Consider the following 18,464-nt stretch of genomic DNA (forward strand, 5'->3'; position numbering starts at 1 on the left):
TCGAAGAGACAGGAGAGCGCCATCATGGCACTCGGATTCAAAAAGCCCATCGAGCCCGACGACGAGCGGCTGCAGGGTCACGAGACGACCTACCAGGCCTCGCGCGGCGGCCACTTCCCCACGCGCAAGCCTGCGCCCGGATGGAATCAGGACGAGTACACCGTCGAGCTGACGCGTGAGGACTGAGAGGATCCGCCGCATGAGCGAGCGAGTGAACGCACGGGTACTGCTGTTGTTCGGCGACGAGGCCGAGGTCGTGGCCGACGCCGCGCCAGAGGACCGGGCCGAACCGGAGCGGTACCCGGCGGAGGAGATCGCGGCCGCTGTCGGGCTCGAGGTGAAGGACCTTCCGGGCCGGAGGCTCTCGGCTGACGTCGGCGGCGATGGCCGGTTGTCCGGCTGGCAGCTGGCCTGACCGGACCGTATGGCCCCGGCCCTTCGCGGGCTGGGGCCGTTTTCTTCACCCAAGGGTGTTGCAATCCACTACTCAAGTGTTGTAAAGTACTGCTCAAGAGGTGAGGGGCCGCGAACCCCGAAGCCTCGGATCCATCTCAACTCAACAGTGGAAGGACAGTCACCATGGCTGACCACAACGACGAGGTCCTGAGGGAAGTAGCCCTCGCGATCTCGACGGTCTACACCATCCTCGTTGACGTCTGCAGGGCCCTGCCCGTGCCGATCGGCCTCCCGACCGACCAGCACATCCCGGTGCAGGAGGCCTACCCCGCAATCCAGCGGGTGGCCGACCTCGCAGGCGAGCAGCCCATGGGCGAGCTCCAGGGGATCCAGCTCTACACCGGCTGCATCCACCTCCTGGCCGCCATCGACCTCTACGCGCTCTGCGCCACGAGGTACATGGACACACGAGCCGAGGGAGCCAGCGCGAACCTGATCATCGCTCAGGAATCGCTCAAGGCACTCGCCCTCTGGCTGGTGATCAACGAGGCTGACTGATCCAACACCGCCCCCGGCAGCCAGCCGGGGGCGGCACCCACTGAAGACGAGAGAACCGGCAGAGGCCGGACCGAAGCCCTCGGCACACCGTGCCGTCGCGAAACCTCTGCCGGTTGGATCCATCCCTCCCACAGGAAGGACAGAACACCGATGGTAGACCGCCGCGAGCAGCCCACAGCGCCCCGCAGGCCGCCCGAGACCATTGAGGAGATCGCGGCCCGTATCGGACGCCCGCTCACCACCGTCAAGACCACCTGGCGGCGCCACCCCGACTGGCCCGCACCCCTGCCCGAGAGGCGCGGCCGCTGGGTCCAGTACGACCCGGACGCCGTCGACGCGTTCATCCGAGAGCAAATCGACCGCCAGGCCGTGACCCTCGAGCCCCGCCGCCTCTACACCGCACCCGAACTCGAGGCCGCCGGAATCGGCATCACCGCCGGCACCATCCGGGCCGACCTCACCCGCCGCCGCTGGCCCGAGCCTGACGCCACCGACGGCGGTACCAACCGCTGGTACGGCGCCACAGCCGCCAAGGCCCTCGAGGGGCGCCGCGGCTACCGACGCGCACGCGAAGGATGACCACGCATCACTGCGGCCGATCTGGCATCGACAGCACCCGCCCCTGGGTCAAGAAGAGAGGGGACGGATACCCCCAGTCCATGGCCATGACGACGAAGGCATCCAGGATCGCCGGCCCCCAGTCGTCTCCTTCTACGAGTTCCCCATCGAGGACTTCACCGGTGCTGTAGAACGGACGAGCGTCCTCCCGAGCCCCGATTGGCGTCACGTCGATTACTGCCTCGATCGCCTTGTCCTGCTCACCCAGGCGGGACGTCGACAGATGGATCTCCACGACAGGCGGCGGCAGGGTCACGTTCCCGACGACACTGGACACGCACTCCGGCAACAGCACATTGGCAACGGCGGGCACCAGCTCATGGTGCCCTTCGTGAAGGTAGCGGTATGCGGTGGAGGCCGACAGGCCGTTGTCGCAGGCGAGTTGGGACAGACGAGTGCCGTCGAGAAACCAGCGCAAAATGAACACCGCCTGACGGAAGCAGCCCAGCACACGCCTGCCCTTGCGGGTTCCGGTCGCGATGCGGTGATCTCGCAGCAGTTGGGCCAGGTGCTCGGCTGTGGACCGCTTCACATCGAGCACGGCGGTGTATGTGACACTAATCGACACGTGAGGCCCCTCGGTCGGATCTTTCCTTCGCAAGATCGTTCCTACCAGGGGCCTTACGCCTGTCCGGACTTGGGGACCACACGGGGCACAGCACCACCGACGCGATCACAGCGAGCGACGGGCACTTACCGGAAAAGGCTCACTGTGCGACCTGGTGCAACCCCCGCCGCTCCCCCGCCGCGGGGAAGTCAGAGGTGCAACTCTCGGTGCACCGGTGGGCGCCCTCTCACCTCATGAACGATCGAGCTGGTGAGTTGCCTCACACGTGATCTCTGACCCTACCTAGGCTGGGTTGTGCCCGGGAATCATTGCTATTCTCCCGGTTTCTTGCTTATCCTGAAAGGGATTGTGATGCGTAAAGTAAAGCAGTGGTTGGCCAAGGTCTCAACGGTCGGCATTTTGGCCGCCTCAGCTGTTGTGGTGATTCCTGGCAGTGCGTCGGCAAGCCCTCCGTGCGACTGGAAGCAGAACGACTGTAATTTCGTCTTGTTCAGCAATAAGTCGCCGAACATCTACCGCTGGTGCGTCAAGGCGTTCAATTCATCAGGTTATATAGTTGGCGGTGACTGCGACCGGGTGGGGACCCATATGAAATCGACGTATTGGGTCCCCAGTGGTACAACGACGTTGTACATTGACGCTAGCGACATAGCCCGCCCTGGGAATTCAAAAGAGTGGTCGGAGAACAATAATCAGGACTATTGCTTCCGGGCCTCCCTTTCTGGCAGCCTCCACCAGGCCACGGAGCAGCCATGCACGCCTTCATGAACGTGGTGTCCCAGAGGTGATCAGATAAGCGGGGCGGCCCGGGGGACCGGCCGCTCCGCCACAACGGCCGTGCCGACGCCCCGGCGGAGCGAGCAGCCATACGCCACCGGGTCGGCGATCGTCGTCGAGCACGACGCGGCTCGACGACGACGGTCGGCTCTACCTTTGATCTTGGCCGGTGAGCCTTTTCCGGTAAGTGCCCGTCGCTCGCTGTGATCGCGTCGGTGGTGCTGTGCCCCGTGTGGTCCCCAAGTCCGGACAGGCGTAAGGCCCCTGGTAGGAACGATCTTGCGAAGGAAAGATCCGACCGAGGGGCCTCACGTGTCGATTAGTGTCACATACACCGCCGTGCTCGATGTGAAGCGGTCCACAGCCGAGCACCTGGCCCAACTGCTGCGAGATCACCGCATCGCGACCGGAACCCGCAAGGGCAGGCGTGTGCTGGGCCGTACAACGTCACCCCGGAAAGCGGCACGCTCCGTATGGCCGACCAGTACGTCACTGCCTTCAACGCGCTGGCAGCCCAGCTCGCCAACGAGGCCGGACAGCAGTAGACGCGCCCACGGCGCCCGAGGCCGCTACACGCTGCAACGGGCGCCCCTGCTGCACCATGGGACGCATGCGCTACGCGTCCATACCGCCCGGCTACCTCACCACCCAACTCGCGGCCAAGGCCTGCGGCGTAGAGCCCGCCACCATTCGCGACTGGGTACGCCGAGGCCTCCTTCAACGCGCGGCCGGCAGTTCCCGACACCCCCTGTACCTCGTCGACGCCGTCACCGCCGCCAAGGTCACTGCCAAGCCCACCCGGCCAGGTCAACGCGCCACACGGTAAACTCCGCTTGACGTGCAACGATCCATGCGCCACGATCTTCTCGCACAACCATGTCCAAAATCGGACACCCAGAACGCACCACGAAGGCCCCGGAATCGGCGAGATCCGGGGCCTTCGTCGTGCCCGGCGCCCGCCGCACGGGCCGCTCACACGGCACTCACTTCCGGGGGGTTGGGAGCGCCGGCAGCTGCGCGGCGGGCGCCCCCTCCCGCCACCAGGAGCCCGCATGGCTGACGCCCGCCCGTCAACTTCGACCGGGCCACCGCCCTCAGCACCGCCCAGCACTGGGCCTTCCACCACGCCCAGGAAGCACAGGACCACTTCGACCAGGCCGAGGCCTCCGCACCGACTCCGACCGCACCGGCATCGGCAGCGCAATGCAGGCCGGCCCCCACGCCCTCGCCGAGCGATCCCGCGTCATGGCCGACACCTGGGCTCACGTCGCCACTGCGCTCGCCGCTCCTGCGATCGCCGACGGACAACCCGTCACGTACGACGTCAACGTCGCCGTGGACCCCAAGGCCGCCGCGGAGGCCTTCGAACGCCACCTGCTCGACGCCCACCGCAAGGGCGGCACCAGCAGGACCTAACCCGTCCCACCGCCGCCCCGCGCGCCTGCTGACCCCGAAGGAGCACCATGCGCTTCCGTACCGCGCTCGTCACCGCCGCCCTGGGCGCCGCGCTCGTCGCCTGCAGCAGCAACGACTGCCCCGCGCCCGGCCCGACCACCACCCGCCCGCCGACCAGCCCGGCTCCCTCCACCGCACCGCCCACGAGCCCCGCACCGAGCCCGAGCACGGCACAGCCCAGCCCGGCCCCCAGCGGCCCCGCGCCTTCGACCAACCCGTCCGGCATCGACGGCGCCTGACACACGCAGGCCGAGGAGGTGGGCCCCATGGCCGCCAACCCCCGCAACGGTCGTCCCTACCGCCGTCTCTGCGCGCAGCAACGCGCCCTACTCCTGCCCTGTTGGTGGTGCGGCGGCCCCATCCGCTACGACCTCACCGGCCGCACAGCCCAGCGCCACAGGGACGCCTTCACCCTCGACCACGCCCTGCCACTGTCCAAGGGCGGAGACCTCCTCGACCCCGCCAACGCCCGCTCAGCGCACCGGCGTTGCAACAGCGCCCGCGGCAACCGCAACGATGGCGCACGGCAGCCCGTACGCTCCTCCCGCAGATGGTGAACCCATGACATACGACCTCGTCCAGTGGCTACACAGCCAGCTCGACAGCGACAAGCAGGACGCCGAGGCACGCCGCGGCATCTTCCCATCACCCGCCGTGGACGATGACGGTTCTGTGTGCCTCCATGTGCGCCCGGGCGGCAACATGGTGGTCACCTGGTATCGCCACCCGGCTGAAGGCTGGGACGACATGGCGAAGCTGCGGAACTGGGCGAGCGCGGAGCACGGCTGGACGCAGCAGCGCGTACTGGGTGAGATCGACGCCAACCGACAGCTGGTCGACGAGCACCAGGACGTCAACGACGGATCATGCGGCACCTGCGTGGACGGCCAGTGGGGCTACCCAACCCACGGTGGCAGCAACCCCCAGCGCTTCCCCTGCCGGACCCTGCGGCTGCTCGCCCTGCCGTACGCAGACCGTGACGGCTACCGAGAGGAGTGGCGGCCGTGACGTACGAGGACGACTACGCCGAGCTCGCGCGACGCTTCAAGGCCGCCCACGCACGCGGCAAGCTCCGCGTCCTCACCCCGCATAACTCAGCGTGGCAGGCACGCGCCGGCCTCGCCCGATGGATCGGCTACGCCCTCCACGAGCCCCGCGACTTCGCGTACACGGCGCCCCGGCGCCTCGCCTGTCGCCTCTTCGGCTGGCACAACCCCACGTGCGTCGGACGTCCCGCACCCCACCCACGGAGGTGGTGACTTGACGGTCATCGTCGGCCTCGTCCACCGCAAGCGCGTCCACCTCGCCGCTGATTCAGCCGGCGTGAGTGGCTACCGGCTGACCATCCGCCGGGACCCCAAGGTCTTCACCAACGGCCCGTACGCCTTCGGGTTCACAACCTCCTTCCGCATGGGCCAGCTGCTGCACCACGCGTTCGAACCCCCGCACCCCGAGGGCGACCTCAACCGGTTCATGGCCACGTCCTTCATCAACGCCGTCCGGACGTGTCTCAAGGACGGCGGGTGGGCCCGCAAGGACAGCGACCAGGAGCAGGCCGGCACCTTCCTCGTGGGCGTCCACGGCCGCCTCTTCGCGGTAGACAGCGACTATCAGGTGGGCGAACCAGACGACCAGTACGCAGCCGTCGGCTGCGGAGACGAGCTCGCCCTCGGCGCTCTCCACGCCACCGCGGACCTCGACCTCACCCCACGCCAACGCCTCACGGCCGCACTCCGTGCTTCAGACCACCACAACGCCGGAGTCGCAGCCCCGTTCGCCTACGTCAAGACCGCACGCTGACCCCGACGGAGGTGGAGACGACATGACGGGCACACAGACCCCCTACGAACGTATGCTGAGCCGTGCTCACACCCGATGGCTGGAGCGCAAGACGAAGGAGCTGATGAGCCGCAGAATCAGGGAGATGACGGCTCGGCTCCGTGCCGAGCACGTCACCGTCCACCTGGACAACAGCGGCGCCGTGCACACGTCATTGCGCCCGCTCGTGTCGCTCATGAGCCACGATGCCTCCATGACGAACTACGACGGACCTGCCACGGTCACCGTGGACGGCGCTCAGCACGAAGTCACGGCCCGGCTCATCGCCACCATCAGCGGCGGCTTGACGGAATGGCATGGCACCCTTGAGGCCCAGACCGAGGAAGCAGCCTAGCTGATCTGGGATGCGGACGCCGCAACCGTACGAACTGATCAAGACCGCGAAGGGCCCTTCATCTCGACCCGCTATTCGGCGGGCGACACAGTGGTAGAGATCCAGGGCAATGGCCCAGCGCCCTTCGGTAACTGATCAAGCACTCCAGATGTCCCGACACCGGCCCAGGTCCCTCCCGTCGCACCGTGGTGCACACCTGGGCAACGGCGGGATGCGGCGACCGTGAGGCCCGCAACGGCGCCCCGTCCTAGGCAACGGGGCGCCGCTCACCGTACGAAGGTGGTGACCATGGCCTCTGGCGAGACCACGTCGACCGTGCAATGCCCAGAGTGTGAAGAGCCCATCGAGTTCCCGGTGCGCGCTTGTCATCTCAGCAAGACCGAAGTAGCCCTGGCTATCGACCTCGCACCAGTCCGCGAGCACATCGACGGGCACCAGGTGCCGTTCACCGCAGAGTTGCCGATGCCCGTCCACCTGGACGCGGATGCGTGGCCATGGCGGACGTGACGGGCATCCTGTCGTTCATCAAGCAGAACCTGGCGCAGGACGAACGCGCCGCGGCCACGGCGCGTGACCTACGCCAGGTCGCAGCAACTCGAGCAGTGCTCCGCTGGCATGACGAGACCGGCTGCCCCGAATGTGCGACCGACCCAGACGGCTGCAGCCTGCTTCGAGCCACCGCGTCGGTCTGGCCCGATGCAATCGGCTACCGCGAGTACTGGCAGCCGTAGGGCCAGGAGGTGACGCGTGCTGTACGTAGTCACCGGTCCGCCGGCCGCGGGCAAGTCCAGTTGGATCGAGGCCCACGCCAAGCCACGCGACATCGTCATCGACCTGGACCGCATCACCCGCGCCCTCACCGGCCCCGGCGCTCCACAGTGGAACCACGACCCGATCGCCAGCCGCATCGCGCTCCGCGCTCGCTACGCAGCCATCGACGAGGCCGTGAAGCACCTGAACGACACCGACGTGTACCTGATCCACACCATGCCCAGCGACACCTGGCTTACCCGATACCAGCGGCTCGGCGCCGAGATCATCACTGTCGATCCAGGCGAGCAAGTGGTACGCGAGCGGGTGCGAGCAATGCGATCAAGCGCGATGGAACGCGTCGTCACCCGCTGGTACCGGCACTACCGAGGCGGTGCCTCGCGGCCGGCTACCGCGCAGTCGTCCCGCGACTGGTGACCCGCCGCGACCGCCCTACTTCCCGTCACGGAGTGCTACGCGACGCCGTGTTCGAGTGCCGTCGCGCGGGTCGTTCGTGATCGCTCGTGCGGTCGACGGGAGGGAGTGGATTAAAAGTTGGGCGGAAGGGCGGGCGACCCAAACGCCCTTGTCGCCCGGTTCTCTCCCCGAGCGGATTCTTATTTCGCCGGCCCGCGCTTCAGCGATTTAGCGGACCATGATCACCGCCCCGGCGCCCGTCACGCTCCGTGATGATCGCCAGCCGTCACCGTCTGCGACGGCTCGTCAGATCGGAGGCGATCATGAGCGAGCCCGGAGCCAAACGCGTCCGCGCCGGCGCCGTCGCGAAAGCGACCAAGACCGAGCTCGATGACCTCGGCGTATCCCCCGAGAAGAACGCTTCGGCCGCCGCCTCCATGCGCCTCGCCAAGATCATGGACTCGTCGGTGGATTCCAAGGAGGTCGCGGCAGCCGCCCGCGAGCTCCGCCAGGCCATGCACACAGTGCGAGCGCTGGCGCCTCCGAAGAACAGGGGGGACATCGTCGATGAGCTCGCTTCTCGCCGCCCCCGCCACAGCGCGTAGCGGCCCCGACCCGATCGGCTGCCAGAGCCCGCGGATCATCTCCACCCCGCACTACAAGCGCATCGAGACCGGGCGTTGGAGCGGCGTCGAGGACCAGGAGGCGCTGTCCTTCCGCTCTCCCGCGGGTCAGGAGGCCATTGAGCTGGCGGCGGATGCGGGGCTGCACCTGGATCCGTGGCAGCAGCTCGGTCTGCACCACTCCCTGGCGGAGGACGACGAGGGCCGGTGGACCTCCTTCGAGGTCGTCCAGAACGTCACCCGGCAGAACGGCAAGGGCGGTTACCTCGAGGCGCGGCAGATCGCCGGCGTCATGCTGTTCGGCGACAAGCTGGTCATCCACACGGCGCACGAGTTCAAGACGGCGCGGGAGTCCTTCCGCCGGCTGGACCAGTTGATCGAGGGCTCGTACGCCCTCAGCCGCCGCGTGAAGCGCGTCATCCGTGCGCACGGCGAGGAGGGCTTCGAGTTCCACAACGGCGCGCGGATCCTGTTCCTGGCGCGTACGGGCGGCTCGGGGCGTGGTTTTTCCGGGGATCTGGTCGTGATGGATGAGGCGATGTCGCTGCGGGCGGCGCCGATTGGCGCGCTGCTGCCGATCATGTCGGCGCGCCGCAATCCGCAGCTCGTCTACACCTGCTCGGCGGGCATCGGCCAGGAGAGCGAGCAGCTGGCGCTGCTGCGGGCCCGGGCGTTGGCGAACTCGCCGCTGCCGGATGAGTCGTTGACGTACCTGGAGTGGTCGGCCGTACTGCACACGCGGGAGTGCCCGCGGGACGAGGACGGGCGGATTGTGTGTGCCGAGCACGACGACCGGGCGGACGTACGGACGTGGCAGCGGGTGAACCCCGCGCTCGGGATCCGGATCCGGGTGCAGGCGGTGCGGCGTGAGCTGGCGACGATGCGGCCGGATCTCTTCAACCGCGAGCGGCTCGGGATCGGTGACTACCCGGCGCAGGCCGAGGAGTCCTGGCAGGTCATCGAGGAGGCCACGTGGCGGGCCCTGCGGGTGCGCCAGTCACGCCTTACAGACCCCGTTGGGTTCTCCATCGACACGACCCCGGAGCGGACCTGGTCGGCCATCAGCGTGGCCGGCGGGACCGAGGACGAGGGGCGGCACATCGAGGTGGTGGACCACCGGCCCGGTACGGACTGGGTCGTCGAGCGCGCCGCCGACCTGGACGCGAAGTGGTCACCGTGCGCGTGGGTGATCGACGAGGGCGGTCCGGCCGGATCCCTGGCCCCGCTGCTGCGGAAGAAGCTCACCGAACGCGGCCGTGACCACCTGGTCGTCGCGCCGAAGGTTCGCGAACTCACGCAGGCCTGCGGCCAGTTCTACGACCGAACGCAGAACAGCAGCCTGCAGCACCTGGACCAGGCGCCGATGGCGACCGCGCTGAGCGGCGCGACGAAGCGGGACGTGGGTGACGCGTGGCTGTGGTCGCGGCGCAACGACGGCGTGGATGTGTCCCCGCTGGTGGCCGGGACGTACGCGCTGTGGGGCTGGGAGCAGTACCACGACGTCGAGCCGGAAGGGGCGCCGAACCTGTGGTGAAGAAGGAGCCGGCGGAGTTGTCGGCTCGTACGGGCGGCCGCGGGCTGCTGGTGCTCGAGGTGGTGTTCGTCCTGGTGGCGGTCGCTGGCCTGGCCCTGTGGAGCGTTCCTGGGGCCTTGGTGGTCGGTGGCGTGCTGGGGGTGCTGGCGTGCGAGCGTACGTCGGCCAACAGGCCTGCCGTTGAGGGGCGGCAGGGCAGGGAAGCGGCGGGGGGTGAGCGGCAGTGAGCGGGCTCTTCGGGTTGTTCGACGGGCGAACACAGCGAGGGCTGGAGAGCCCGGCTCAGCCGCTCACCTCCGCCGCGCTGACGGAGTTCCTCGGCGGGATGTGGTCGGACGCCGGCATCCCGGTGTCGGAAACGACGGCGCTGCGGACTCCAGCGGTGTGGCGCGCCGTGAACGTGATCGCCGGTGTGTCCTCGGCTCTGCCCATGCCGGTGTACAAGGTCGGCACGAAGCAGAAGCAGTCGTCGACGTTGCTGGAGAATCCCCACCCGGACCTGACCCCGGTGGAGCTGTGGCGGTACGCGTATACGTACCGGGCACTGTGGGGCAACGGGTACCTGCAGAAGATCCGCGACGGGGCCAAGCAGATCCGGGAACTCTGGCCGATCTCCTCGGACCGCGTGCAGGTCGACCGCGAGAGGCCGTACGAGGGCAATCCCTCCGGCAAGATCTTCTGGGCCACGGACGACTGGGGCACTGTGCACCGGCTAACCCCGTACGAGGTCCTCCACATCCCCGGCCTGGGCTATGACGGCCTGACCGGCTGCTCCCCCGTGCGGATGGCCGCGCAGGGCATCGGGCTGGCGCAGGCCGCGGAGAAGAGCGCGGCCCGCCTGTTCGGCAACGGCAACATGCTCGGCGGCGTGCTGCAGACCGAGCAGCGCCTGGACCAGGACCAGGCCGAGCGGCTCAAGCAGCGCTGGAAGGCCAAGATGGCCGGCGTCCACAACAGCCATGAGGTCGCCGTCCTGGACAGCGGCGCCTCCTTCAAGCCCGTCACGATGCCCAACACCGACGCCCAGTTCCTCGAGTCGAGGGAGTTCGAGAACGCCGAGATCGCCAGGATCTTCGGTGTGCCGCTCTTCCTGCTCATGGAGACCCAAAAGTCCACGTCGTGGGGCACCGGGCTGGAGCAGCAGGCACAGGGCTGGGTGACGTTCGACCTCCATCCGACATGGCTGACGCCGACCGAGCAGCGGGTGACGAAGGAACTGCTGCCGCCGTCGCAGTACGCGAAGTACCAGATGGGCGGCCTGCTGCGCGGCGACTCGGCGGCCCGATCGACGTTCTACCGCGCGATGCGGGACGTGGGCGCGTACTCGGCGAACGACATCCTCGACCTCGAGGACAAGCCGCCGATCGACGGGCCCGAGGGCGACCTGCGGCTGCAGCCGCTGTATATGGCCCCGCTGGGCGTCAACCCGCTCGCCCCCGACGGCAGCCAGCCGGCAGGGGCGAGCTCAAACAGAGCGCGGGCGGCCGCGCTGATGGCGGAGGCGCAGCGGCTGCTGCAGACCCCGGACGACATCGAGGAAGGCCTGCAATGAGGACCCTGACGACGACGACCGAGGAGCGCCGCCGCCTGCCTCTCTCGACGGCGGACGTGGTGATCCGAGCCACCGAGGGCGACACCGCGGATGAGCGATTCCGCGGGTACGCCGCGAAGTTCAACTCCCGTACCGCGATCGGGAATCCCCTCCGGTGGGGGTTCTACGAGGAGATCGCGCCGGGCGCGTTCACCAAGACCCTGCAGGAGGGCGACGCCCGCTTCCTCGTCGACCACGACTCCTACTACGTGGTGTCACGGGTCACGGCCGGCACGCTGACCCTCGCCGAGGACGAGGTGGGGCTGCCAGTCGACTCGGCCCTCGACACCGCTCTGTCGTACGTCAACGACCTCAAGGCCAACGTCCGCAACGGCAACATCACCGGCATGAGCTTCGGCTTCTACGTCGTCAAGGACGACTGGACGACCGAGACGGTGGAGACCTCCGACGGACAGACCGCCGAGGTTGAGGTACGCCGGATCCTCGAGGTCCGGCTGATCGAGGTGTCCGCGGTGACCTTCCCCGCGTACGAGGACACCGAGGCCGAACTCGCCAGCGTCGCCTCCGCGCTCGTCCAGCGCGGCGACCGGGCAGCGATCGAGCAGCGGGCCCGGTTCCGGCCGGAGCTGCGCGACCTCCTGCAGCTCGTCGGCGACGCGCCCGCCGGCGACTCCGCCCCGGCCGGTCGGGACGACGCGGGGGCAAGCACCCAGGAATTGACGGCAGTTGGCAGCGAGCCGGGTGAGTCCACTCGCGAGACCAGCACACCGGAGCCCGCCGCGGCCCCGGCCGCCACCGAGCCGGCAGCGACCACTCGGAGCGACCTCGACGCGCGCGCACTCCGCATGAGGGGCTTGGCCGCCCGCTACGGGCTGCCCACGTCCCGCTCGTAACCAGTACTCACCCGAAGGCCCCACACCCCTGGTGTGGGGCCTTCGCCATGCCTGAAGGGAACCGAGCATGAGCGTGCAGCTCAGGCGACTCATCGACGAGCAGAACACGCTGTGGCAGCGGATGCAGGACATCCAGGCCGCAGCCGAGACCGAGAACCGGGACCTGACCGCCGAGGAGCGGCAGAACTGGGACCAGGCGGAGGAGCGGCTCACCGTCGTCTCCGGCGACATCGACCGCCTCAACCGCATGGCCCAGCTGCAGACCATCGACCGCAGCCAGATCGTGTCCACCACCGGCGAACCCGGCAACGACAACCGCGGCACCGACGCCGAGGAGCAGTCCCGCCGCTACAGCGGGGCCTTCGGCCGGTATCTGCGCGGCGGCATGGACCGGCTCACGCCAGACCAGCGCAACCTGATGATGGACAACGAGGTCGACCTCCGCGCGATGGGCGCGGGCATCGACACCGCCGGCGGCTTCACCGTGCCGGACGAGTTCCGCAACATCATGACCGAGACGATGAAGGCCTTCGGTGGCCTGCTCGGTCTGGCCGACGTCATCCCGACGTCGACGGGCGCGGACCTGAAGTGGCCCACCAACGACGACACCGGCAACGAGGGCGAGATCCTCGGCGAGAACCAGCCCGCCGGCGAGCAGGACCTGAACCTGGGCGGCCGGACGCTGAAGGCGTACATCTTCTCGTCCAAGCAGGTCAAGCTGTCCACGAGCCTGCTGCAGGACAGCGCGTTCAACCTCGAGCAGTGGGTACCGCGCAAGCTCGGCGAGCGCATCGGCCGCCGCGCCGCGCGCGCCTGGACGACGGGCACCGGCGTGGACCAGCCCGAGGGCCTGACCACCGGAGCCGTGGTCGGCAAGACTGGCGCCAACGGGCAGACCACGAGCGTCATCTACGACGACCTGATCGACCTTGAGCACAGCGTCGACAGCGCCTACCGGCCCAACGGCCGGTACCTGATGCACGACTCCACGCTGAAGGTGATCCGTAAGCTAAAGGACGGTCAGCAGCGTCCGCTGTGGGTGCCGATCCCCGCCCCGGGCTTCCCGGCCACCATCAACGGCTTCGAGTACACCCTCGACAACTCGATGCCCACCCCGGGCGCGAACGCGAAGACCATCGCGTTCGGCGACTTCAAGGCCGGCTACGTGATCCGCCAGGTCCAGTCCGTGCAGACGCTGCGCCTCGTCGAGCGGTACGCCGAGTTCCTGCAGGTCGCGTTCCTCGGGTTCTCCCGCCTGGACGGCATGATCCAGGACTCGGCCGCGATCCGCCTGTACCAGCACTCCGCGACCTGACCAACTCCGCTCCCGGGCCCAGGACTTCTCTCCTGGGCCCGTCGGCTTTCACAGGAAGGAGCGCGTCGTGAGGGACGCGTACAGCAACGTCACCGTGCGGGAGACCCTGGCGATCGCCACCCGCACTGCCTCGGCGAACGGCACGGGCGTGGACCGGTACCTCAACGGGGCCGGCTTCCAGGACGCCCTGTTCATCGTGCACACCGGCACGATCACCGACGGCACCCACGCCATCGACATCCAGGAGTCCGACGACAACGCCACCTTCACGTCGGTGGCGTCCTCCGAACTGCAGGGCGCCGAGCCGTCCATCGGCGCCGCGGACGACAACAAGATGTACGTCGTCGGCTACAAAGGCACCAAGCGCTACGTCCGCGCGGCCGTGACCGCCTCGGGCACGTCGTCCGGCGGCACGTACGGGGCGTCGGTGCTGCTGGCCAACCCACGCGTTGCGCCGGTGGTGCACCCCTGATGCCGCGTATCAGGGTGCTCGAGGCGATCGCCGGGGCCGACTTCTCGTGGGCCCCCGGCGACGTCATCGAGGTGAGCGACGTCGAGGCCGCGGCGTGGGCGGACGGGCACCGCGCCGAACTCGCCAACGAGCATGACCAGTTGCCCGCTGACGGGCCGCTGGCGTATGTCCAGCCGCTGGTGGTCGACGAGGACGGCCAGGCGCTCGAGATCCTCGCCGCCACCATCGAGGACACCGACCCGCCGGACGGCACCGAGGACGACGGCCGGCAGTGGGTGCGCTGGTCGGTGACCGTACGCCTGCCCGTCCCCGCCGCGGCCGCCGAGGACGGCACCGGCCCGGCGGATCCGGCGGACCTCGAGAACGAGGATCCCGAGCAGGAGGCAGACGTGCCGAAGCTGTTCGACCCCCAGGAGCACACCAACAAGGAAGTGCTCGCCTACCTCAGCACGGTCGGAGAACAGGAGGCGCTGCGCGTGTTCGAGGTCGAGGCGCAGGGCGAGAACCGGACCGGCATCTCCAAGAACCGCGAGCAGATCCTCGAGGCGTCCCGGTCCCGGGACGCCGCCGAGGGCGGCGGCCAGCTGGGCGCGGAGAAGGCGGCCGACTTCTCCCGCGGCGGGGGCGGCGAGGCAGCGCCCGAGACCCGCGACTGGTAAAGGAGGCGAGAGGTGCCGTACGACCTCGGCGCGACCGCGCGCCTAACCGCCGACTGCCGAGACCCGGGCGGCGCCCTCGTCACCGCGGGCACAGCCACCGTGACCGTGACGCTGCCCGACGGCACGACCGCCACCCCCACGCCGACCGAAACGCAGACAGTGGGCGTGTACCAGGCCGACTACGTCACGGCGGCCGCCGGGCGGCACACGGTGCGCTGGCTCTTCACGGGCCCGGCGCACGCCTACACGGACAGCTTCGACGTCCGCGAGGAAGCCTCGCCCACGGTGCTGTCCCTGCAGGACGCCAAGAGCCTGCTGAAGAAGCAGGACACCGCCGACGATCCACTCGTGCGGTTCTGGCTCGAGGCCACCACGTCCGCGGTGGAGTACTTCGTCGGACCGGTCGTGGTGCGCACGGTGACCGAGGACCACCAGGTCGGCCTGGTCAAGGCGCTCGCCCTACGCAAGACCCCGGCGATCTCCCTCGTGTCCGTAACCTCACTGCGCGCCGGCGGCTACGACTACGACACCGCCGACCTGCACCTGGACCCGGTCACGGGGGCGGTGACCCGGACGGACGGCGGGCAGATGGTCGGGCCGCTACAGGCGGTCTACCGCGCGGGCCGGCTGATCGTCCCGGCGAACATCCTCGCCGGCGCCCAGCTGATCCTGCAGCACCTGTGGCGCACCGTCTCCGGGCCCGGACGCCCGCAGCGCGGCATGGACGACTTCGACGTCACCGAACCTATCCCGGGCTTGGGATACGCGATCCCCAACCGGGCCCGGCAGATGCTCAACCCCAGCGACGACGGACCAGGAATCGCCTGATGGCCACCTCAGCCGTACCCGCCGCCATCACCCAGCTGCTGGCCATCCTGCGGGATCCGCCGATCGACAAGGTGGACGTCATCGACGGACCGCCCACCGAGGACGTCAACACGCAGGACATCATCGCCATCGGCTGGGTGCCCGACAACGACCAGGCCGCCGAACTGACGCAGACCTTCAACGCGGCCGGCGCCCGCACCCGCGACGAGGACTTCGCCATCTCCGGAGTCGTCGACGTTTGGTCCGGCGACACCGACTTCACGTTCGTACGGGCCCGGGTCTTCGAGCTGCTCGGCGAGCTCGAGCAGCGCCTGCGCGCCACGAACACCAACCCCGAGGCGCCGACTCTCAACGGTGCCGTGCTGTGGGCGCATCTCACCGCTGGCGTGCTGCGCCAGTACTTCGCCGAGCAGGGTGTACGGGCTGCCCTGACCTTCACGGTGACCTGTCACGCCCGGATCTGAGGAGGAGACATGGCGCGTGTGCGCTTCATCGGCCCGGAGCCGGTGACCGTGCCGGAGCTCGGCGGTCGGGAGGTGCAGCCGGACGAGGTCGTCGACGTTCCCGACGAGCGTTATTGGGGCTACGCCTGCCAGACCGCCAACTGGGAGGAGATCGAGCCGCCGGTCGACTTCACCCCGCCGGGCGCCGAACCGCCCGCCGAGCCACCGGCCGCTGAGCCTGCACCTGAGCAGCAAGTCGGAGAGCTGCCGCCTGCCCAGCCTGCCGCGGCGAAGACCCCGGCGAAGAAGACCGCGGCCAAGGCGTCGCAGAAGGAGAGCTGATCCATGGCGATCGGATCCGGACTCGGCGCACAGATCGGGATGGCGGCCGAGACCACGTACGGAACTTATGTCGCACCGACGAAGTTTCCGGAGTTCACCAAGGAATCCCTGGTCCTGAAAAAGACCACGGCGCAAAGTGCCGGCATCGCAGCCGGCCGTCTGCTGCCGCTGTCGGCCCGGCGGGTCGTCACCCGCAAGGAAGCCCAGGGGACGATCGAGATGGAGATCGCCAATAAGGGGCTGGGGCTCTTGTTCCAGGCGCTGATGGGGACCACCGTCACCCCGGTCCAGCAGGGCGCGACCACCGCCTACCTGCAGACGCATACGTTGGCGTCCGTCGCGGGCAAGAGCCTCACGATCCAAAAGGGTGTTCCGCTGACCACGGGTGTGGTGACAGACAAGAGCTTCGTGGGCTGCAAGGTGGTCTCGGGCGAATTCGCCTGTGGTGTCGGAGAGATGCTCACCGGCAGCTTCGAGATCGACGCGAAGGACTGCGACGAGAGCCAGACCTTGGCAGCCGCCAGCTACGTCCAGTCCTCGCCGTTCCACTTCGGGCAGATGGCGCTGAAAACCGGGGCTTTCGGCTCGGAGGCAGCGCTCGACGGCATCCGGAAGGTCTCCTGCAAGATCGAGAGGCCCCAGGATGTCGAAAGGTTCTACGCCGGTCAGGCAGGGCTGAAGAAAGAACCGGTGGAAAACGATCAGGTCAAGATCACCGGATCGTTGGAGTCGGACTACGTCGCCACCACCCTGGACGACCTTCACACCAGCGACGGAGCGACCTCGTTCGTGTGGGAGTTCATCGGAGCCAACATCGCGTCGACGTTCTTCGACACCTGGCGGCTCACCCTCCCCGCGATCAAGCTCGACGAGGGTCCGCCGGTCGTCGATGGCTTCGGGGTGGTCAAGCCGACCTTTTCCTTCACCGGCCTCTTCGACGGCACAAATCAGCCCAAGCTCGAGGTCATCAGCACGGACGTGTCCCTGTGAGGTGACCTCATGGTGCAGAACGTCCGCGTGATCGGCACCGGCCAGCTCCTCGAGCTGTCGGCCAGGCTGCGCCGGGCCGGTCACGAGAACATCCGCAACAGCTTCCAGCGCCGCATCCGCCGGGCCGCCGAGCCACTGCGCAACGACCTGCAGGACACCATCCGTCGCCTCGACATCCGCTCGCAGGGCCGCAACGCCGGCAAGCGAGGCGGTCCCTCGCCGACAACTCGCCCTATGCGGGCGACGATCGCCGAGGCGATCCGCATCTCGGTACGCACCACCGGCGACCCGGGCGCTCGCGTGTGGGTGGACAAGGGGCGCCTTCCGCCGGACCTGCGCCGCATGCCCGACGTCATCAACACCGGGCGCATCCGCCACCCCGTCTTCGGCAACCGCCGCCGGTGGGCGCAACAGTCCGCCAACGCGGGCTGGTGGGACAGGACCGTGCGCGGTCACACCGACCGCATCACCCGCGAAGTCGAGCGCGTCGCTGACGACGTACGCCGCCACCTCGAATAGGAGCCACCTTGATCATCCAGTACGCGCCGAAAGAGGGCGAGCCGGAGCAGTTCGACGCCCGCAGCCTGCGCACCTCCGAGGCGTCCATCGCCCAGCGCACCACCGGCATGAAGTGGGGCGAGATCGAGGGCGGCCTCGACACCGACGACCCCGAGGCGATGCGCGTGATCGTCTGGGTGATCAAGAAGAGGTCTCAGCCGTCGCTGCGCTACGGCGACTTCGACCCGCTCATCGGCGAACTGACCACGCGCATGGACCAGCGGGAGGTCACCGAGTACGTCGAGAACGCCTTCGCCATGGCCGAGACCGACCCCGAAGTCTCCCGCGAGGACGTGGCCAAGGTCCTGCAGCGCGTCGTCACGGTGGCCGCCGACCCGGAGCATGCTGAGCGGCTCATCGCCGAGATGGCGCGCGGCCCAAAAGAGCCGGCCAGCGACGACGCCCCGGAGCAGCCGCCGCAGGAGTCCAGCCCCTCGAGCACAACGCCGACATCGACGTCGTCCGAGGAGAGTGGCTCGGACTCTTCGCCCACCTCCTCCACATCCCTCCCGGAGCCGTCGACGACCTGACGCTCCCGGACTT

Annotated in this window: 29 protein-coding genes and 2 pseudogenes; 30 read left to right on the forward strand and 1 reads right to left on the reverse strand. The window is 68.6% G+C overall.

Features of this window, described 5'->3' with window-relative positions; genetic code table 11:
- The first annotated feature begins 24 nt into the window (after positions 1-24).
- From ABZ453_RS43395 to ABZ453_RS43410, 4 genes are all read left to right on the forward strand, one after another.
- A complete protein-coding gene (locus tag ABZ453_RS43395) occupies positions 25-186 on the forward strand; it encodes a hypothetical protein (RefSeq protein ID WP_359024341.1) in 162 nt (53 codons plus the stop codon).
- Positions 187-199: 13 nt separating this feature from the next.
- Positions 200-415, forward strand: a complete 216-nt coding sequence (locus tag ABZ453_RS43400; RefSeq protein ID WP_359024343.1) for a hypothetical protein — start codon at positions 200-202, stop codon at positions 413-415.
- Between the two features lie 164 nt (positions 416-579).
- Complete coding sequence (locus ABZ453_RS43405) at positions 580-954, forward strand: hypothetical protein (RefSeq protein WP_359024345.1); 375 nt, start codon at positions 580-582, stop codon at positions 952-954.
- Positions 955-1,104: 150 nt separating this feature from the next.
- Complete coding sequence (locus ABZ453_RS43410) at positions 1,105-1,533, forward strand: hypothetical protein (RefSeq protein ID WP_359024346.1); 429 nt, start codon at positions 1,105-1,107, stop codon at positions 1,531-1,533.
- A 364-nt stretch (positions 1,534-1,897) separates the two neighbouring features.
- Here ABZ453_RS43410 and ABZ453_RS43415 read toward each other — a convergent pair.
- A pseudogene (locus ABZ453_RS43415) lies at positions 1,898-2,104 on the reverse strand (IS5/IS1182 family transposase); the annotation flags it as partial.
- 1,125 nt (positions 2,105-3,229) lie between these two features.
- Between ABZ453_RS43415 and ABZ453_RS43420 the strand changes: the two are divergent.
- The 26 genes and pseudogenes from ABZ453_RS43420 to ABZ453_RS43545 all read left to right on the forward strand — a co-directional run.
- Positions 3,230-3,355, forward strand: a pseudogene (locus ABZ453_RS43420) (IS5/IS1182 family transposase); the annotation flags it as partial.
- A gap of 172 nt (positions 3,356-3,527) precedes the next feature.
- Positions 3,528-3,743, forward strand: coding sequence for a MerR family transcriptional regulator (locus ABZ453_RS43425; RefSeq protein WP_359024348.1), 216 nt, complete (start codon positions 3,528-3,530; stop codon positions 3,741-3,743).
- Between the two features lie 377 nt (positions 3,744-4,120).
- A complete protein-coding gene (locus tag ABZ453_RS43430; protein WP_359024350.1) occupies positions 4,121-4,333 on the forward strand; it encodes a hypothetical protein in 213 nt (70 codons plus the stop codon).
- 47 nt (positions 4,334-4,380) lie between these two features.
- A complete protein-coding gene (locus ABZ453_RS43435) occupies positions 4,381-4,611 on the forward strand; it encodes a hypothetical protein (protein ID WP_359024352.1) in 231 nt (76 codons plus the stop codon).
- 27 nt (positions 4,612-4,638) lie between these two features.
- Complete coding sequence (locus ABZ453_RS43440) at positions 4,639-4,929, forward strand: HNH endonuclease (RefSeq protein WP_359024354.1); 291 nt, start codon at positions 4,639-4,641, stop codon at positions 4,927-4,929.
- A gap of 4 nt (positions 4,930-4,933) precedes the next feature.
- Positions 4,934-5,380, forward strand: a complete 447-nt coding sequence (locus ABZ453_RS43445) for a DUF6221 family protein (RefSeq protein WP_359024356.1) — start codon at positions 4,934-4,936, stop codon at positions 5,378-5,380.
- Complete coding sequence (locus ABZ453_RS43450) at positions 5,377-5,631, forward strand: hypothetical protein (RefSeq protein WP_359024358.1); 255 nt, start codon at positions 5,377-5,379, stop codon at positions 5,629-5,631. Before ABZ453_RS43445 ends, ABZ453_RS43450 begins: the two co-directional genes overlap by 4 nt.
- Position 5,632: 1 nt before the next feature.
- Positions 5,633-6,172 carry a hypothetical protein gene (locus ABZ453_RS43455; protein WP_359024360.1) on the forward strand — a complete coding sequence of 180 codons (540 nt, stop codon included), beginning with the start codon at positions 5,633-5,635 and terminating at the stop codon, positions 6,170-6,172.
- A 22-nt stretch (positions 6,173-6,194) separates the two neighbouring features.
- The gene (locus ABZ453_RS43460) at positions 6,195-6,545 is read left to right on the forward strand and encodes a hypothetical protein (RefSeq protein WP_359024362.1); all 351 of its coding nucleotides are present in this window, start codon (positions 6,195-6,197) and stop codon (positions 6,543-6,545) included.
- A gap of 288 nt (positions 6,546-6,833) precedes the next feature.
- A complete protein-coding gene (locus tag ABZ453_RS43465; protein WP_359024363.1) occupies positions 6,834-7,052 on the forward strand; it encodes a hypothetical protein in 219 nt (72 codons plus the stop codon).
- Positions 7,040-7,276, forward strand: coding sequence for a hypothetical protein (locus ABZ453_RS43470; RefSeq protein WP_359024365.1), 237 nt, complete (start codon positions 7,040-7,042; stop codon positions 7,274-7,276). The genes ABZ453_RS43465 and ABZ453_RS43470 overlap by 13 nt, the downstream gene beginning before the upstream one ends.
- A gap of 16 nt (positions 7,277-7,292) precedes the next feature.
- Positions 7,293-7,733 (forward strand): AAA family ATPase, encoded by a 441-nt coding sequence (locus ABZ453_RS43475; protein WP_359024367.1) that lies wholly within the window; start codon positions 7,293-7,295, stop codon positions 7,731-7,733.
- A 302-nt stretch (positions 7,734-8,035) separates the two neighbouring features.
- On the forward strand, positions 8,036-8,317 hold the full coding sequence (locus ABZ453_RS43480) for a hypothetical protein (RefSeq protein ID WP_359024368.1): 282 nt from the start codon (positions 8,036-8,038) through the stop codon (positions 8,315-8,317).
- Positions 8,280-9,869, forward strand: a complete 1,590-nt coding sequence (locus ABZ453_RS43485; protein ID WP_359024370.1) for a terminase — start codon at positions 8,280-8,282, stop codon at positions 9,867-9,869. The genes ABZ453_RS43480 and ABZ453_RS43485 overlap by 38 nt, the downstream gene beginning before the upstream one ends.
- Before the next feature lie 17 nt (positions 9,870-9,886).
- Positions 9,887-10,096, forward strand: coding sequence for a hypothetical protein (locus ABZ453_RS43490; protein ID WP_359024372.1), 210 nt, complete (start codon positions 9,887-9,889; stop codon positions 10,094-10,096).
- Positions 10,093-11,421 (forward strand): phage portal protein, encoded by a 1,329-nt coding sequence (locus tag ABZ453_RS43495; protein WP_359024374.1) that lies wholly within the window; start codon positions 10,093-10,095, stop codon positions 11,419-11,421. The genes ABZ453_RS43490 and ABZ453_RS43495 overlap by 4 nt, the downstream gene beginning before the upstream one ends.
- Entirely contained in the window at positions 11,418-12,314 is an 897-nt protein-coding gene (locus ABZ453_RS43500) for an HK97 family phage prohead protease (protein ID WP_359024375.1), read from the forward strand. Before ABZ453_RS43495 ends, ABZ453_RS43500 begins: the two co-directional genes overlap by 4 nt.
- A 67-nt stretch (positions 12,315-12,381) precedes the next feature.
- Positions 12,382-13,629 carry a phage major capsid protein gene (locus ABZ453_RS43505; protein ID WP_359024377.1) on the forward strand — a complete coding sequence of 416 codons (1,248 nt, stop codon included), beginning with the start codon at positions 12,382-12,384 and terminating at the stop codon, positions 13,627-13,629.
- Between the two features lie 67 nt (positions 13,630-13,696).
- Positions 13,697-14,101, forward strand: a complete 405-nt coding sequence (locus ABZ453_RS43510; protein ID WP_359024379.1) for a hypothetical protein — start codon at positions 13,697-13,699, stop codon at positions 14,099-14,101.
- Positions 14,101-14,760 carry a hypothetical protein gene (locus tag ABZ453_RS43515; RefSeq protein ID WP_359024381.1) on the forward strand — a complete coding sequence of 220 codons (660 nt, stop codon included), beginning with the start codon at positions 14,101-14,103 and terminating at the stop codon, positions 14,758-14,760. Before ABZ453_RS43510 ends, ABZ453_RS43515 begins: the two co-directional genes overlap by 1 nt.
- Positions 14,761-14,772: 12 nt before the next feature.
- A complete protein-coding gene (locus tag ABZ453_RS43520; RefSeq protein WP_359024383.1) occupies positions 14,773-15,588 on the forward strand; it encodes a hypothetical protein in 816 nt (271 codons plus the stop codon).
- Complete coding sequence (locus ABZ453_RS43525; RefSeq protein ID WP_359024385.1) at positions 15,588-16,052, forward strand: hypothetical protein; 465 nt, start codon at positions 15,588-15,590, stop codon at positions 16,050-16,052. The genes ABZ453_RS43520 and ABZ453_RS43525 overlap by 1 nt, the downstream gene beginning before the upstream one ends.
- 9 nt (positions 16,053-16,061) lie before the next feature.
- Positions 16,062-16,373, forward strand: a complete 312-nt coding sequence (locus ABZ453_RS43530; RefSeq protein ID WP_359024387.1) for a hypothetical protein — start codon at positions 16,062-16,064, stop codon at positions 16,371-16,373.
- A gap of 3 nt (positions 16,374-16,376) precedes the next feature.
- Positions 16,377-17,363 carry a phage tail tube protein gene (locus tag ABZ453_RS43535; protein WP_359024389.1) on the forward strand — a complete coding sequence of 329 codons (987 nt, stop codon included), beginning with the start codon at positions 16,377-16,379 and terminating at the stop codon, positions 17,361-17,363.
- A gap of 9 nt (positions 17,364-17,372) precedes the next feature.
- Positions 17,373-17,882 (forward strand): hypothetical protein, encoded by a 510-nt coding sequence (locus ABZ453_RS43540; protein WP_359024391.1) that lies wholly within the window; start codon positions 17,373-17,375, stop codon positions 17,880-17,882.
- Between the two features lie 8 nt (positions 17,883-17,890).
- Complete coding sequence (locus tag ABZ453_RS43545) at positions 17,891-18,451, forward strand: hypothetical protein (RefSeq protein ID WP_359024393.1); 561 nt, start codon at positions 17,891-17,893, stop codon at positions 18,449-18,451.
- The last annotated feature ends 13 nt before the right edge of the window (positions 18,452-18,464 follow it).

Origin of the sequence: Streptomyces sp. NPDC005799, from assembly GCF_040630525.1 — a bacterium.
In the GTDB taxonomy this organism is placed as follows: Bacteria; Actinomycetota; Actinomycetes; order Streptomycetales; family Streptomycetaceae; genus Streptomyces; species Streptomyces griseorubiginosus_B.

Excerpts from the sequence above, each read along its gene's own strand:
- ABZ453_RS43440 (WP_359024354.1), top strand. The coding sequence starts at position 4,639 with ATGGCCGCCAACCCCCGCAACGGTCGTCCCTACCGCCGTCTCTGCGCG.
- ABZ453_RS43485 (WP_359024370.1), top strand. The coding sequence starts at position 8,280 with ATGAGCTCGCTTCTCGCCGCCCCCGCCACAGCGCGTAGCGGCCCCGAC.
- ABZ453_RS43430 (WP_359024350.1), top strand. The coding sequence starts at position 4,121 with ATGCAGGCCGGCCCCCACGCCCTCGCCGAGCGATCCCGCGTCATGGCC.
- ABZ453_RS43405 (WP_359024345.1), top strand. The coding sequence starts at position 580 with ATGGCTGACCACAACGACGAGGTCCTGAGGGAAGTAGCCCTCGCGATC.
- ABZ453_RS43435 (WP_359024352.1), top strand. The coding sequence starts at position 4,381 with ATGCGCTTCCGTACCGCGCTCGTCACCGCCGCCCTGGGCGCCGCGCTC.
- ABZ453_RS43410 (WP_359024346.1), top strand. The coding sequence starts at position 1,105 with ATGGTAGACCGCCGCGAGCAGCCCACAGCGCCCCGCAGGCCGCCCGAG.
- ABZ453_RS43425 (WP_359024348.1), top strand. The coding sequence starts at position 3,528 with ATGCGCTACGCGTCCATACCGCCCGGCTACCTCACCACCCAACTCGCG.
- ABZ453_RS43460 (WP_359024362.1), top strand. The coding sequence starts at position 6,195 with ATGACGGGCACACAGACCCCCTACGAACGTATGCTGAGCCGTGCTCAC.
- ABZ453_RS43505 (WP_359024377.1), top strand. The coding sequence starts at position 12,382 with ATGAGCGTGCAGCTCAGGCGACTCATCGACGAGCAGAACACGCTGTGG.
- ABZ453_RS43535 (WP_359024389.1), top strand. The coding sequence starts at position 16,377 with ATGGCGATCGGATCCGGACTCGGCGCACAGATCGGGATGGCGGCCGAG.
- ABZ453_RS43400 (WP_359024343.1), top strand. The coding sequence starts at position 200 with ATGAGCGAGCGAGTGAACGCACGGGTACTGCTGTTGTTCGGCGACGAG.
- ABZ453_RS43500 (WP_359024375.1), top strand. The coding sequence starts at position 11,418 with ATGAGGACCCTGACGACGACGACCGAGGAGCGCCGCCGCCTGCCTCTC.
- ABZ453_RS43470 (WP_359024365.1), top strand. The coding sequence starts at position 7,040 with ATGGCGGACGTGACGGGCATCCTGTCGTTCATCAAGCAGAACCTGGCG.
- ABZ453_RS43465 (WP_359024363.1), top strand. The coding sequence starts at position 6,834 with ATGGCCTCTGGCGAGACCACGTCGACCGTGCAATGCCCAGAGTGTGAA.
- ABZ453_RS43445 (WP_359024356.1), top strand. The coding sequence starts at position 4,934 with ATGACATACGACCTCGTCCAGTGGCTACACAGCCAGCTCGACAGCGAC.
- ABZ453_RS43515 (WP_359024381.1), top strand. The coding sequence starts at position 14,101 with ATGCCGCGTATCAGGGTGCTCGAGGCGATCGCCGGGGCCGACTTCTCG.
- ABZ453_RS43395 (WP_359024341.1), top strand. The coding sequence starts at position 25 with ATGGCACTCGGATTCAAAAAGCCCATCGAGCCCGACGACGAGCGGCTG.
- ABZ453_RS43530 (WP_359024387.1), top strand. The coding sequence starts at position 16,062 with ATGGCGCGTGTGCGCTTCATCGGCCCGGAGCCGGTGACCGTGCCGGAG.
- ABZ453_RS43480 (WP_359024368.1), top strand. The coding sequence starts at position 8,036 with ATGAGCGAGCCCGGAGCCAAACGCGTCCGCGCCGGCGCCGTCGCGAAA.
- ABZ453_RS43540 (WP_359024391.1), top strand. The coding sequence starts at position 17,373 with ATGGTGCAGAACGTCCGCGTGATCGGCACCGGCCAGCTCCTCGAGCTG.
- ABZ453_RS43525 (WP_359024385.1), top strand. The coding sequence starts at position 15,588 with ATGGCCACCTCAGCCGTACCCGCCGCCATCACCCAGCTGCTGGCCATC.